The sequence below is a fragment of the Rhizobium sp. NFR12 genome (assembly GCF_900108545.1).
Classification (GTDB): domain Bacteria; phylum Pseudomonadota; class Alphaproteobacteria; order Rhizobiales; family Rhizobiaceae; genus Neorhizobium; species Neorhizobium soli.
Genome location: NZ_FNWM01000006.1, coordinates 125,223 through 137,920, shown reverse-complemented (window position 1 = coordinate 137,920; position 12,698 = coordinate 125,223). Strand labels below are relative to the sequence as shown.

At 57.7% G+C, this 12,698-nt stretch carries 18 protein-coding genes and 1 pseudogene; 10 read left to right on the top strand and 9 right to left on the bottom strand.

Annotation, left to right across the window (positions count from 1 at the left end):
* A partial coding sequence (locus BLW69_RS21115; RefSeq protein ID WP_139283916.1) for a DUF3829 domain-containing protein occupies positions 1–650 on the bottom strand: 650 nt, incomplete at its 3' end.
* Positions 651–838: 188 nt separating this feature from the next.
* Between BLW69_RS21115 and BLW69_RS21110 the strand changes: the two genes are divergently transcribed.
* Positions 839–1,543, top strand: a complete 705-nt coding sequence (locus tag BLW69_RS21110) for an SOS response-associated peptidase (RefSeq protein ID WP_092665022.1) — start codon at positions 839–841, stop codon at positions 1,541–1,543.
* Positions 1,544–2,265: 722 nt separating this feature from the next.
* Here BLW69_RS21110 and BLW69_RS22635 read toward each other — a convergent pair.
* The gene (locus BLW69_RS22635; protein ID WP_139283915.1) at positions 2,266–2,625 is read right to left on the bottom strand and encodes a hypothetical protein; all 360 of its coding nucleotides are present in this window, start codon (positions 2,623–2,625) and stop codon (positions 2,266–2,268) included.
* 47 nt (positions 2,626–2,672) lie between these two features.
* Here BLW69_RS22635 and BLW69_RS21100 point away from each other — a divergent pair, with 47 nt between their 5' ends.
* From BLW69_RS21100 to BLW69_RS21090, 3 genes are read left to right on the top strand one after another with little or no spacing between them, the layout of a single operon-like run.
* On the top strand, positions 2,673–3,578 hold the full coding sequence (locus BLW69_RS21100; protein ID WP_062454534.1) for a non-homologous end joining protein Ku: 906 nt from the start codon (positions 2,673–2,675) through the stop codon (positions 3,576–3,578).
* Between the two features lie 10 nt (positions 3,579–3,588).
* A complete protein-coding gene (locus tag BLW69_RS21095) occupies positions 3,589–4,401 on the top strand; it encodes a non-homologous end joining protein Ku (protein WP_092665017.1) in 813 nt (270 codons plus the stop codon).
* A 1-nt stretch (position 4,402) separates the two neighbouring features.
* A complete protein-coding gene (locus tag BLW69_RS21090) occupies positions 4,403–4,720 on the top strand; it encodes a hypothetical protein (protein ID WP_092665014.1) in 318 nt (105 codons plus the stop codon).
* A gap of 197 nt (positions 4,721–4,917) precedes the next feature.
* Here BLW69_RS21090 and BLW69_RS21085 read toward each other — a convergent pair whose 3' ends face one another.
* Together BLW69_RS21085 and BLW69_RS21080 are read right to left on the bottom strand one after the other, a co-directional pair.
* Complete coding sequence (locus BLW69_RS21085) at positions 4,918–5,124, bottom strand: hypothetical protein (RefSeq protein ID WP_092665011.1); 207 nt, start codon at positions 5,122–5,124, stop codon at positions 4,918–4,920.
* Between the two features lie 18 nt (positions 5,125–5,142).
* Entirely contained in the window at positions 5,143–5,364 is a 222-nt protein-coding gene (locus BLW69_RS21080; protein ID WP_092665008.1) for a hypothetical protein, read from the bottom strand.
* Between the two features lie 1,073 nt (positions 5,365–6,437).
* Between BLW69_RS21080 and BLW69_RS21075 the strand changes: the two genes are divergently transcribed.
* Both BLW69_RS21075 and BLW69_RS21070 read left to right on the top strand, forming a co-directional pair.
* On the top strand, positions 6,438–6,677 hold the full coding sequence (locus BLW69_RS21075) for a type II toxin-antitoxin system VapB family antitoxin (protein WP_012653071.1): 240 nt from the start codon (positions 6,438–6,440) through the stop codon (positions 6,675–6,677).
* Positions 6,677–7,111: a type II toxin-antitoxin system VapC family toxin gene (locus BLW69_RS21070; protein ID WP_092665003.1), complete on the top strand. Its 435-nt coding sequence runs from the start codon at positions 6,677–6,679 to the stop codon at positions 7,109–7,111. Before BLW69_RS21075 ends, BLW69_RS21070 begins: the two co-directional genes overlap by 1 nt.
* Positions 7,112–7,456: 345 nt before the next feature.
* Here BLW69_RS21070 and BLW69_RS22890 read toward each other — a convergent pair whose 3' ends face one another.
* Together BLW69_RS22890 and BLW69_RS23045 are read right to left on the bottom strand one after the other, a co-directional pair.
* Complete coding sequence (locus tag BLW69_RS22890) at positions 7,457–7,624, bottom strand: hypothetical protein (protein WP_162728440.1); 168 nt, start codon at positions 7,622–7,624, stop codon at positions 7,457–7,459.
* A gap of 83 nt (positions 7,625–7,707) precedes the next feature.
* Positions 7,708–7,818, bottom strand: a pseudogene (locus BLW69_RS23045) (ethanolamine utilization protein); the annotation flags it as partial.
* A gap of 236 nt (positions 7,819–8,054) precedes the next feature.
* Between BLW69_RS23045 and rpsU the strand changes: the two are divergent.
* Positions 8,055–8,294 (top strand): 30S ribosomal protein S21, encoded by a 240-nt coding sequence (rpsU, locus tag BLW69_RS21055; RefSeq protein WP_092664997.1) that lies wholly within the window; start codon positions 8,055–8,057, stop codon positions 8,292–8,294.
* Positions 8,295–8,387: 93 nt separating this feature from the next.
* On the opposite strand, the gene BLW69_RS21050 is transcribed toward rpsU, so the two are convergent.
* Positions 8,388–8,621, bottom strand: a complete 234-nt coding sequence (locus BLW69_RS21050; RefSeq protein WP_092664994.1) for a hypothetical protein — start codon at positions 8,619–8,621, stop codon at positions 8,388–8,390.
* A 474-nt stretch (positions 8,622–9,095) separates the two neighbouring features.
* On the opposite strand from BLW69_RS21050, the gene BLW69_RS21045 reads away from it, so the two are divergent.
* A complete protein-coding gene (locus BLW69_RS21045) occupies positions 9,096–9,590 on the top strand; it encodes a YciE/YciF ferroxidase family protein (RefSeq protein WP_092664991.1) in 495 nt (164 codons plus the stop codon).
* A gap of 275 nt (positions 9,591–9,865) precedes the next feature.
* On the opposite strand, the gene BLW69_RS21040 is transcribed toward BLW69_RS21045, so the two are convergent.
* Positions 9,866–10,306 carry a response regulator gene (locus BLW69_RS21040; protein ID WP_092664988.1) on the bottom strand — a complete coding sequence of 147 codons (441 nt, stop codon included), beginning with the start codon at positions 10,304–10,306 and terminating at the stop codon, positions 9,866–9,868.
* A 348-nt stretch (positions 10,307–10,654) separates the two neighbouring features.
* On the opposite strand from BLW69_RS21040, the gene BLW69_RS21035 reads away from it, so the two are divergent.
* Positions 10,655–11,005 carry an ArsR/SmtB family transcription factor gene (locus tag BLW69_RS21035; RefSeq protein ID WP_162728439.1) on the top strand — a complete coding sequence of 117 codons (351 nt, stop codon included), beginning with the start codon at positions 10,655–10,657 and terminating at the stop codon, positions 11,003–11,005.
* Between the two features lie 341 nt (positions 11,006–11,346).
* On the opposite strand, the gene BLW69_RS21025 is transcribed toward BLW69_RS21035, so the two are convergent.
* Positions 11,347–11,520: a DUF3606 domain-containing protein gene (locus tag BLW69_RS21025; protein WP_092664982.1), complete on the bottom strand. Its 174-nt coding sequence runs from the start codon at positions 11,518–11,520 to the stop codon at positions 11,347–11,349.
* 237 nt (positions 11,521–11,757) lie between these two features.
* On the opposite strand from BLW69_RS21025, the gene ligD reads away from it, so the two are divergent.
* A complete protein-coding gene (ligD, locus tag BLW69_RS21020) occupies positions 11,758–12,690 on the top strand; it encodes a non-homologous end-joining DNA ligase (protein ID WP_348271850.1) in 933 nt (310 codons plus the stop codon).
* Positions 12,691–12,698 lie beyond the last annotated feature (8 nt).

Genomic DNA, 12,698 nt, shown 5'->3' with positions numbered 1-12,698 from the left:
ACGTCCATCACGGCCTCTGCCCGGAACATGACGTTTCGCACATGCCAGCGCGATTTCTTGCCCTCGGCCTTTTCGAGCGCGAGTAGCGATGCGCGGTCGAGCTTGACCTTTTCGGTCCTCAATGCGGCGTCCACTGTCTTCCGGCGTTCTTCATAGACGGGCGATAGGGCAGCGATGTCCTTATGGAACGCCTTACCGTCTGCCATCTTGTCCGACTTATAGTCCTGGCGCTCGTAATACTTGTTCGCCCGCTCGATGACGGGAGCCAGTTGCTGGTAGGTCTCGACATAGGCTGTCATGGCAGCGTCAAGCTCCGGCAGCTTTGGCTCTTCCTGAGCGGAAGCCAAGGCTTTGCCCGCCAACTCTCTCACGTCGTATAGAGAGTACATGCCATAGATGATGCGCTCCTTGCCGGTCGGGCCCTTCTTCATGTCGACCCAACTGTCGTAACGCTGTAGCGACTCGGACGCGCGCAGGGTTTGGTTGAGAAACTCGACGTACGTGTTCATCTTGCCCATCGCCGCGTCAGATACGGTGGCATCGGGTGGCGACTGGGCCTGTACGGCGGATGTCCCCAACAGATATGGGGCCGAACCCTGAAGGATCAGGACCAGAACCGAGGCGGTAACCGCCTTTGCGAGCGTCTTCATCGGATGCGTTCCCCCATCGATCAGCCTGCTATCTGTCGCGCAAGATCCCTAGATCAAGGCCTCGTCTCACTCGGAAGAGCCCGAACGCCGCCTTCATGTTAATGACGCTCCGCCGTCATCTAGCCATTGAAAGCGCTGTTGATACTCCAGCGTGGCCGCATATCTAAGCACGACACGGAGAGACGGGCATGTGCAACCTCTACAATGTCACGACCAACCAGCAGGCGATCAGGGACTTCATCAGCATCTCGCGGTTTCGGGAAGGAAACCTGGCGCCGTCAATTAGTGTCCACCCGGATCGCGACGGACCGATCATCCGCATGGACACCGAAGGCGAGCGCGAGCTGACCATGTCAACATGGGGCATGCCGACGCCTGAGGTGCATCTCGACGGCAAGCCCGACAGGGGTGTTACGAACGTCCGCAAGACATTCATTCCCCACTGGCAGCAGTGGCTCCGCGTCAAGAACCGCTGCCTTGTTCCCGCGACGGCATTCAGTGAGTATGAACAGACGGCCGACCCGACTACGGGGAAAAAGCCGCTACGATGGTTCGTCGTCGGCGAGGATCAGCCGCTATTCATGCTCGCAGGCATTCATACGAAGTGGATTGGCGCACGAGGCCCGATCAAGGCACCCCGAGAGGGTGAACATGACCTCTATGCCTTCCTTACGACCGATGCCAACGAGATCGTAAAACCTATCCATCCGAAAGCTATGCCCGTCCTTCTGACGACGAAGGAAGAATGCGAGATTTGGATGACCGCGCCATGGAGCGAGGCAAAGTCCCTTCAACGTCCCCTGCCCGCAGACCGAATGATGGTGTTGCCGCGTTACACGGAGGTAGGTGGCCTTGGGGGCCTTCCGACATTGACGAAAGACCTGTTCGGCTGAAGGGTCGTCGAACGGCCGTAGTGAAACAGACATCGCTAAGCGTATAGTCGCGTATCTGTCATGGCTGAGCAGATGAAGGCGAGCCGACCTTGGTGGCGGCGATCCGCTCTTCAAGAGTACCCGCCGTACCGAGGGCAGTATGTCGCTTCGAGCCCCTGGACCGACCGCGCAACCGCTCGTATTAATTTACGAGAAGCGAGGCTCGCCGCCCGCTTGGAGCGTGGTCCGTCCGCAGCGAGCCTCGGCTGCAGGCTAGGACCTCGGGCGGGCAACCGCAGCACGCCATTGTGGACCAATCGCCATACGTGAGCAACGGCCATATCTGACCCTCTGAACGCTAGGCGACCCGGCGGGATCGAAGGTCAACCGTTCCTGTGCTTGCCTCGAGGCAGAGAATGCCTCTGTCCGTCAGACGGTGAGGCTCGACAGAAGCGCACAGACCGAAGGACGCAAGTTCTTCTATACAGAGGACATGCTTCGACCCAAGTCGTCGCGGAAGCTGACCAGCGAGCATGCGCAGCGTTTCAATCTCGTCCGGTATCAATTCGGGCATAGGCCCCTCCAACGCCCGAATAGGACGTCGGTGGTAGACAGGTCAACGACACGATCACGTGTCGACGCATCGGCAATGGCCGCCGTGATTCCCACAGCCGGGTTGGCCGTCAGGTATAACGGACTGCGATGCTGGCTTGTAGGTTGACGCCGTTCTGCATCCGTTCCGATTATTCGTCATGGTCGGGAATCTCAGAACACTTGCCGAAGCCGTCAGGCACAACATGGTCGTCGTTGCGGCATGCCGCCCATGCGGTCGCGAAGGCAGGTTTCTGGCGCGTGACCTCGCCCAGTACAAAGGCTGGAACGCCAGCCCATGGAAACTGAAGTTCAGGTGCAGCGCCTGCGACGGGACCGAGATGAAAGTCACTTGCGAGTTGTTCGATCTCGATCCCAGAAGCGTCCAGGTGATCTGGAAACCGATTGAGATCAAACGGTAAGCCTGCATGACGAAACCACGCTGAATCAAACTCGCAAGATATCCGCTCAAGCCATTGAAAAATGATTCGTTTTGACTCGGAACGAATCACTTCGAATCCGATTGGAGTCGCCAACCAGGTGATTCGGAGTAAAACGTATGGCAGGTCATCGAGCGCAGTGGAAAGGCTTCCTTAAGTTCGGAGAGGTCACAGCGGGTGTAGCGCTTTATACGGCCGCCTCCACCTCCGACCGCATCACCTTCAACACAATCAATTCGGCGACAGGCAACCGGGTCAACCGCGTCTTCATCGACAGCGAGACCGAAAAGTTGGTGCCTAAGGAAGCCCAGACGAAGGGCTTTGAGATCGAGAACGGCCAGTATCTCGTCATCGACCCAGACGAGGTGGCCGCCACGATCCCGGAGAGCGACAAGACGCTCGAAATCGAGGCGTTTATCCCCTGCTCCGACGTCGACGACGTCTACTTCGACAAGCCCTACTACCTCACCCCCGATCGCATGGGCTCCGACGCGTTTGCTGCACTGCGCGACGGCATGAGGAGGTCGAAGGTCGCAGCCATCGCGAGGACTGTCCTCTTCCGGAGAATGCGCACGGTTCTCATCCGTCCCCACGGCAAGGGCCTGATCGCCACGACGCTGAATTACGACTACGAAGTTCGGTCCAGCGCGAAGGCGTTCGAGGAAATGCCGAAGCTGGAGATCGAAGGCGAGATGCTCGATCTCGCCAAGCACATCATCAGCACGAAGAAGGGGACATTCGATCCGGCAACCTTCGACGACCGATATGAGGCAGCACTCGCTGAACTGGTGAAGGCCAAGGTCGAAGGCAAGGCGCTTCCCAAGCGCAAGAAGATAGAGGTCTCGCAGCCGAGCGACCTGCTCGCCGCCCTACGAGAGAGCGCAGGGCTGCTGAAGGCTGCCGAATCCAAACCGGAACGCACGGCTGCCAATGCCAATGCTGGCGCTGGTCGGAAACGTGCGGCGCGTGGGGCGGTCGGGAAGTCCGCCGCTTCGAAGACCGCCCCGCAGCGCAAGGCAAGCTAGGAGAGAGACGATGGCAATCCGTCCTTACTGGAAAGGCTACCTCAAGCTATCGCTCGTGACCTGCCCGGTCGCCATGACCCCGGCGACCAGCGAGAGCGAGAAGGTGCGGTTTCATACGCTGAACCGCGAAACAGGCAACCGTGTCGTCTCGCAGTACATCGACTCTGTCACCGGGAAACCCGTGAAAGACCGCAACGAGGCGAAGGGGTATGCCCGTGGTGAGAACGACTACATTATCCTGACCGACGACGACCTCGACGCAGTGCAACTCGACACGGTGAAGACGATCGACATCCAGAAGTTCGTGCCGTCGCAAAGCATAGAGTGGGTCTACCTCGAAAAACCGCACTACTTGATGCCTGACGATGCCGTCGGCCACGAGGCTTTCGCCGTCATCCGTGATGCGATGAAGGCCGACAATGTCGTCGGTGTATCCAAGCTGGTGATCGGTCGTCGCGAACGGGCTGTGGTGCTGGAGCCGCGCGACAACGGGATTGTCCTCTGGTCTCTTCGCTTTGGGGACGAGGTCCGGCCGGAAGAGGCGTATTTCGAAGACATAGACGACGAAGCAGAACCCGGCCTGATCCCTCTCGTGCAAAAACTGATCAAACAGAAGTCTGCGAGATGGTCGCCTGAGATGGTGAGCGATCCTATCCAGGAGAGCCTGCTGAAGCTGATCGAGGAGAAGAAGAGAACCCTGAAGCCCACACGGAAGGCCTCGAAGACAAAGGAAGAGCCTGCTCCCGCATCGAACGTGGTCAATATCATGGACGCGTTGCGCAAATCTGTCGCGCACGACCTTAAAAGCAGGAAGGCAATCTGATATGGTCGACCATCCCGAAATCACCCTGTGCGAACCAGCACCGTTTCTCTACCACGAAAACGGACAGATCGCGGTGACCGACGGCTCGCAGGTCTGGTCGGTGATCGTGACATGCGAAGCGATCAGAGCGATTGCCAACCCGCCAGAGATGTCGTTGCGGCGTATGACGCTTAACGCCAACTTTCTCGCTGGTCTGGCTGCTGCCGCGATATCTCGCGGGGAAGATATCGGCGGTAAGGTGTTCGTCAGCGAGAGCGATGTACTTTTTGCGCGGATATTGCCAGTTTCATCGGAGGCGCTCACGCCTCTTCACAGGTGACGATCTGTGCGCGATGCAGAGCTGGCATAGAGGCAGTGGTACAGCTTCTAAGCCTACGGTGACTTTGCCTCGCGGATCGACATGCCCGAACTTCCAAGCTTCCTAGACCTGAAGCGCAACCGGGCAGCAGAACCGTAGTGGGGTAGGTGATAGGACTGAACCCGAAACACACAATGGCGACGACATCGATACATGCGTCACTCCAATGCACCGAGTTCGCGAAAGGCCCGGCGTTGATCTTCTAGAGTATCTCCATCGAAGAACACACGAAATGCCTTGCCTTGCGATTTTAAATCCCGAGCAGTCTGTAATGCGTCGGTAAATAGCAGCTTCGGCTCATTTTGAGTATCAATGCCATCAGGGTCGGTCGAACTGAGGGGAATTATCTGGAATGTTGCTGCCATGGTCTCTCCTTGAAGACGTTAGCCTTCATTGCCGTCCGAAACAAAGTTCTCCGAGCCGCTGCTTCGGGCAGCTTCTAAGGCTCTCGCCTGAGGCAGCCATTTGGTCTCTAGGATAGACCCGATGGCCAGGACGACCTCATCAACGCTCCAATTGGCGTCTGCTAGTTCATGAATAAGCGCAACTAGCTTATGATCAATGATCTCCAGCAGTTCGCTATCCTGCGATCGTTCTGGCACCATCCCCAAATCCTCCAACTGCTGAAGTCGAATCGCTGAGGATAGACATGCCGCGTGAAACGAAGTCAGTTCTCGATACGCTATCCCACACGGAAACGCTCATGGCACCTACCGCTTCAGAGTAGACGTATTGGACGCCTCGTCACCATCGTTCTCTTTGGGGCATTGCTGTTTGTCGTCCTGTCGTTTCAGATCACGCTCGATTGTCTCACGTGAGCCCTCAGCGGGATCTTGCTCCGGATGTTTATCAGCTTCACTCACGTCATTTCTCCCGTTTTTCGGACGCGTTAATTGGCGTAGAAACAGCAACAAATTTATTGCTTGATAGTTCCGCGGGATAGCCACTTCGCGGCCTGGGCTGCTAGACGGTTCACGTGACTACCGAGTCACTGCATTCGCCCGTCGCGCGTCTCACCTACCGTTGAAATCCGATTGGTGAGAACCACAAGCGATGGCTTCAACGTCGTCGACCTCTCTCCTGCTGTCTGATGATAAGCTAGACGCCGCGGAACATATGTGAAGCCGCTGGGTTTCTGCCCTGATCACGAGACGACGACCATTGCTGACCGGGACCAAGATGAATTCGAAAACCGGTCGTCGGAGGGCATGTCCGTCGGCTCGGCGGCGTGAGCGCGTCCTGCTGGCATGTGTGCCAACTCGGCTACCGGAATTTCCCGACGGCTTTTCTTTTACTTACAGAGACTAGAACAGACCACGGTGCGCTCCAGCATCCTGCTGCCTTGCCGCCCGCGCCCTGCGATGTGACAACGTCCGGACCGCCCTGCTCTGCCCATGCATGGATCAAGTCGTCTCTTCGATCGAGACGGAGATGTCCAGCGTCCCCCTCACAGCTGAAAAAGACCGTACTTCAGCGAGTGGTCGCAAGTTCGTGGATGACCAGGGCAAGACCCGTCTGCTCCCTCACCCACGCCCATCCGTGGTACCACCACCCGCACGGCTTGAACGCCGCCGCTTCGTCTGAGGCAAAAGGGCGATCATTCCTTCGCAAAGATCTGGAGACCATTGCGAGCATATGCTATTCGGGATATTATAATATCCACGAAAGGATATGTATCATGCCGCTCTACATCAAAGATCCTGAAGTAGATACACTTACCGAAGAGCTGATCCGCTTGACCAAGACATCCAAGGTTGATGCCGTAAAGACGGCGCTTAGGCGCGAGATCGCCAGCCGCAAGGGCAGCTTGCCCATGCGCGAGCGCCTGGCTAAGTCTCTCGCGATGGCGAGGGACGCCGGTCCCTTTGCGCCGGGGGATCACAAACGAGAAACTGACGAAATGTGGGGCGAAGACTGATGCTATTCGTTGACGCTTCCGTGGCCGTCGCAATCCTCGCCGGCGAAGACGACGCCGGCGAGCTGATGCACAGGCTTGAACAGCATGACGGCCCCTTTTACGTGTCGCCGGTGGTTCGCATGGAAGCCTCGCTTTCGCTGACGCGGCGTATGGCCGAGGCGACAGGCCGCCACCGTCCCGCTACGCCTGACATGCTCGCTAAGGCGCGAAGGATGGTCGATCAATTCTTCGCGGACCTTGAAGCCAAGGAGGCCATGATCTCGGGAGATGTGGGGACCAAGGCGCTGGACGCCGCACAGCAGTTCGGTAAGATCGTCAATCACCCGGCGAAACTCAATATGGGTGATTGTTTCACCTATGCCTGCGCCAGAGCCTACCGCACGAAGATCGCTTACAAGGGCAACGACTTTACTGAGACCGATCTCGGCTGGTGACCGTCAAACGCGCGAGGTAGTCATGTCTGGAGATGTATCGCAGATTTTTCTACACATATTCTCCATGCCAATGGGACTAAGGCGAAAGACGCTGGAAAGATGACGACGCGGGCTTTGATATCTTCGACACATATGAAGCTGCGAAGGAGGACGCCCTACAGCTACGGGAAGACAGCGTGCGTCATGGCGAAACTGAGTAGACACCCGTCCACATCGAGAAGCTTGTCCTCGCCCATGAACCGGGAAAATCTGCTGCTTCTATTCAATTCGGGCTTTGGAGGCCGCTGTCACGAGCACGAAGTGTTGGACTCGATCGACTAAAGTCAGCCACGACGAGCGGGCTTTTCACATCCGGCGTGGAGCTCCGAGGAGCAAATCCATTTCCTTGGACGTCAAAACATTGCCGGTTTTCAGAATGTAAGCTGCGATATAGGTCAGCTTCTCATTGACCTTGCTCTCACCCTGCGGCTTGTAATGGAGGATTGCGTGTCGGCTTTCCGCTTCTTGCCTCATCAGAGCGTCGTCAGACTGAGCGGCGTCTGCCACCGCGTGGAGCGTGGCGATGTGCTAATCGATCAACTCCTCAAGGCATGTCTAACGGGGCCACCATCCTTCTCGTCGATTAGGTTTCCGACAAAGATATCGGCATCCTGTCCAGGTGATCGCTCCAGTTTGGCGTCGGACAGACTGAATTTCTGAACCTTCATTTCTACCTCCCTATTCCCGACTGGAGGTAGTGTGGTGGCCGAGATCAGCAAGGCTGACAGTAGAGGAGACGAAGATCACCAAGAGCTCCACCTTACCGACACTCGAACAGCCATTACACGGAGATCAGAGGAGCGGCGGCGCGCACGATGCTGGACAAGGATCACGTCAAGATTGAATCCCCTTCAGGTATGTGGCTATAGAGATCGGTCGACAGAGCAGCGCTTCGGGAGCAACCATGCTGATACAGGTCAGAGACAACAACGTGGATCAGGCGCTGCGCGTTCTGAAGAAGAAGCTACAGCAGGAAGTCGTGCTGCGGGAGATGCGACGTCGCGAGCACTACGAGAAGCCATGCGAAAAACGTGCGCGAGAGAAGGCCGAAGGTATTCGTCGTGCCCGAAAGCTCGCGCAGAAGAAGCTGTACCGGGAGCTCGGCATAGTCCCTGCGAAGTCGAAGCCGGCCCGAGGGCAGTAAGCGCTCCCGCGCCAATGCACCCCTATTGTACTCGTCGAGTTAGCTGCCGCATATGACTGTCTGCGCGAAGAAGCTTCCATGGCGGACCAGCACTTATTTCGCCAACAGACGTCTCGATGCGAACACTGCATCCATCGCTTCCACGACCGCCTGCTCTACCGACTTCTCGAAGATTACTTCCGGTCTGGTCGCCAGAGCCAGAAATGTCGCTTCGATAAGGGCTTCTTTCTCCGGTCCCGCCAGATGGTATCTAAGCGCGAATCGCCCAAGCAGGGATTGAAGCACGAGCTTGTCGTTGTCCGAAAGACTACGCACGGACCTATTCATTCGAACCTCCCAGGCTACGTCCTCCCGACATCGCCCTTCCACTCAAGACCTGCAATCTACAATAAACGTCGATCGCCACAAGCCCGATGCGGGACGACCGGCAATCGACGACTTAGCCTTTCGACCGCCGCACGGGCTCCAGTTGCTGTGCGGACTGGCACACCGTCTAATGCCTCCTAGCAGCGATTGAGTACGATTTTCCATGCCGGCGAGCTAGCGATTGCTCCAACGCTCTCTAGTCGCTCCCGCCGTGAACGACTTGGCTAGCAGACGCGGAACATATCGAATTCCGATGGGTTTCTCCTGCGGCCACGAGGCGGCAACCATGACAGACCTAGACGAAATCATAATTATGATCGCCGGGGAATGTCAGTCGTCTCGTTCGGCATTCCCGCCACCAAGTGACGGGTGAGCCAAAGCGGCCGCCGGAATTCCCGGCGGCTTTCTTTCCCCTATCGAGAACGGAACAGAACCATGGCCGACACCAAAAATCTCGCAGACCTTTTTCATGACACGCTCAAAGACGTGTACTTCGCCGAAAAGAAGATCGTCGATACCCTACCGTTGATGAACGAAGCTGCCAAGAATGGAAGCCTCAAAGATGCTTTCACCCAGCACCTCGCCGAAACTAAGGTTCACATCGAGCGGCTGGAACAGGTATTCAAGATCATTGGCAAGGATCCTGAGCCGAAGACATGCGCCGCTATCCTCGGCATCACCGACGAAGGCGACGAGATCATGAAGGAATATGCGGGTTCCCCCGCGCTGGACGCAGGGCTCCTGGCTGCGGCGCAGGCTGTAGAGCATTACGAAATGTCGCGCTATGGGACATTGCGGACTTGGGCGCTGGAGCTCGGCTTAAGTGATGCGGCCAGCCTTCTTCAGGCAACGCTGGACGAAGAGCAGGCGACCGACTTGACTCTGACTTCGATCGCGACATCTGTCGTCAATCAGAACGCCGAAGGCTGATACGAACTCTACGAGGAAGAGGGGCAGCAGCACAGTGCAGCCCCGCTTCCTCACGGACCAGTAAAGACGCACCAAGCCGCGAGACCACTCATGCCGGACTTCGGGAAAGCCATAATAAGGTACCGAGGTTCCGGGGGAAGACTGCCTCTCGGCTCGCCGGGATGAATGACGGCGAGCCAGTTTCGCCCACACTCTCGCAACGTCCAGCGAACTCCCACGAAGGTTCCTGCAGATTTGTCCATCCCGACGCGCCGGCGGGTGGTTTTCGCGGCACTTCAACGTACAGGTTCCACCTGGCGATCGGACGCCTCCTGGTACGCACGGGGACCCCGATCATCTACACGTCTGCGATCGGCGCCGAACAACTGGACGACCCGCTCGAGATCGTAAAGTTTCGGAATGAACTCGACATGGTCGGCAAGGTCCGCTGCTTCCGGTCGTACTCTCGCAGGCGTCACGACCGTGCGAATTTTTGGCCATCGGCTGCACACCAGACGGGACAGCGCCAACGCATCGAGCCTGCCGGGCATGTTGACGTCGGTGAACACGATGTCGATATCGCTTTGGGACGAGAGAAGCGACAGCGCATCGTCCCATGTGAGGGCCTCTATCGGCTCGAACCCGCATTCTCCGAAATAGTCGGCGAAGGTCATTAGTATCAAGGGTTCGTCGTCGACGACAAGGACAACGGTCTTACCGGTCACGGTCTCGGTCATCTAACATTCAGTCTGGCGCCGCGGGGACCGCTGTTCCCGACATCTTCGATCCGCGGGCCGCGGTTTCTAGCAACACGGTTCTCGAAGCATGAGCTGCAGCTTCGCGGAACTTCAATGCCAGTCTGCTTGGATTTTTTTCGTTGCCGAGTTTCGTTGCGGAACGAAATCCGCTCGGTTCTGTTCTCCCGCCACATGAGAGCGGGGGATGGCGTCGCGAGTTTCACGACGTCGTATCGCAACTCCTAACGTTCCATATGGCGGACGTCGAAAACGACGACCTAATCAGCCACATCAACGGCAGACCGACACCCCAACCGGAAAGATTGTCGTGCGCCAGGAGAGACCAGATTGCATACCACGAAGCTTTCGGACGCGGAGATCGCCATGGCCGCGTGCCTCCTGACCGCCATGGGCAACAGGAAGCGTATGCTCATACTCGATATCGTCAGCAAAAACGAGACGTCGGTCGGCAAGCTGGCGGTCATGTTGGGCATGGGACAATCGGCGCTGTCACAGCAGCTGACGATACTGAAAAACGCGGAGCTGGTGCAGACCCGACGCGATGGGCACACCATCTACTACAGAACCGATTCCAAACAGGTCAGGATGATCCTTGCGACGCTCTACGAGCTTTTCGATATCGCAGTCCCCTCGCCTCGCGACGGAGAGATAGCGAACGAGATCCTCGTCACGGGATAAGCGGGGAAGGACGATAACCGGGAATATCGGCATGAACATCATCGGGGACGACTTCTACCCCCTCTAACGGTTGCCCGTCGTGAGAACCATAGACGGCTGGCACTAATGCCTCCGACGGCCAGCGAGCACGGCGACATGGACCAGGACAGCTGTCGAAAGCAGGATCGAAGAAACCAGCGCCGCGACCGATAGCAGTCCCCGGTTTGTGATCTCTACCTCCGCCCTTAGGCCGCTATGCCTGGTTACCATTAACGAGACTTCGGCTCTCTGGACATCATGGATCGGCGAGACACACGGGGCCTGATGCTTCTTCTGATCAACGACATTTGGCCCGCCATCTCTCATTTCTTCAGCTTGTCCTCGACCTTGGCACGGCTGTTGCCGGCTTCCTTTACTGTCTCCTTGACCTTCGCCTTGGACACGCCTTCCTTCTTCGCCTCGTATGCGACCTCGTGGTCCTGCCCTGCGGCGACCCGTGTGCTGTCTTGATTGCGCCCGCGTGTTGTCGTTGCCATCTGAGCCTCCCTGGTTTGAGTGGTCACCGATAACTGTGAAGGATTCGCGAAGTTCCCTGACAGGTGAAGTACGAGCCGGCCGTTCTTTAACCTTTCCGTGGTCTCCTTGCGATCATGGCAAGGAAACCCTCGGATCGCCCAAGACCTCAGAGCCTGAAAATCGAGCCCGACGCGCCGTTACGCGGGGGCCGACGGAAGCCACGCGATCCAAGCCAGCCACAGCTACCACTCGACCCCATGCCCGCCCGCGTCGAGCCTTGTCTCGCGCTTTTGACAAGCAAGCCGCCGGAGGGCCCGGCGTGGGGCTACGAGGTGAAGTGGGACGGTTACCGTGTCGCCGTGCATGTTGAACTCGGCGGCAAGGTCCGCATTCTGACGCGCGGCGGACACGACTGGACCGACCGATTTCCAACCATCGCAAAGGCTGTCAGGGAGCTCGGTCCGGGGACGATGATACTGGACGGTGAGGCTGTCATCCTAGACGAACAGGGGCGAAGCGACTTCAACCTGCTCGTGGCGTCTCTCGGCGGTCGAGGGGGCACGAAGGTGTCGTCGGACACAGTGCTGTATGCATTCGATCTTCTTTATCTCGACGGTCACGACATATCGATGCTGTCTCTTGAGGAGCGTCGCATGCTCCTAGATCCGCTGTGGAGCAACGCCTTGGGCGCGATCCGGCTTTCCGAGATGTTCGAAACCGACGGAGCCTCCCTGTTCTCGAGTGCGGCGGAGCTCGGCCTCGAAGGAATCGTTGCGAAGAGGCTCGACGCGCCCTACAGGCCGGGCCGTGGTGGCGACTGGCGCAAGATCAAATGCGTTCAGGCCGACACCTTCGTCGTCATCGGTTACGAGCCTTCCACTTCGTCCACGGGCGCCATCGGCAGCCTGATGCTCGCGGCACGCAAGGGCGACGATCTGCTCTACGTCGGAAACGTCGGGACAGGTTTTTCGGATGCGGTCGCGCGTCGGCTTAGGAAAGAGCTCGACGCGATCGCTACGAAGCGACCGATAACCCGCGTGAAGGCAAAGTCGGCCGTTTACGTCGAGCCGATCATCGCCGCCGAAATCGAATACCGCGCGTGGACAGGCGATGGAAAACTCCGACATGCATCGTTTAAGGGCGTAAGGGAAGCTTCGGACGAAATCACGATCTACGAAGTCAAAGACTGATCGCTGAA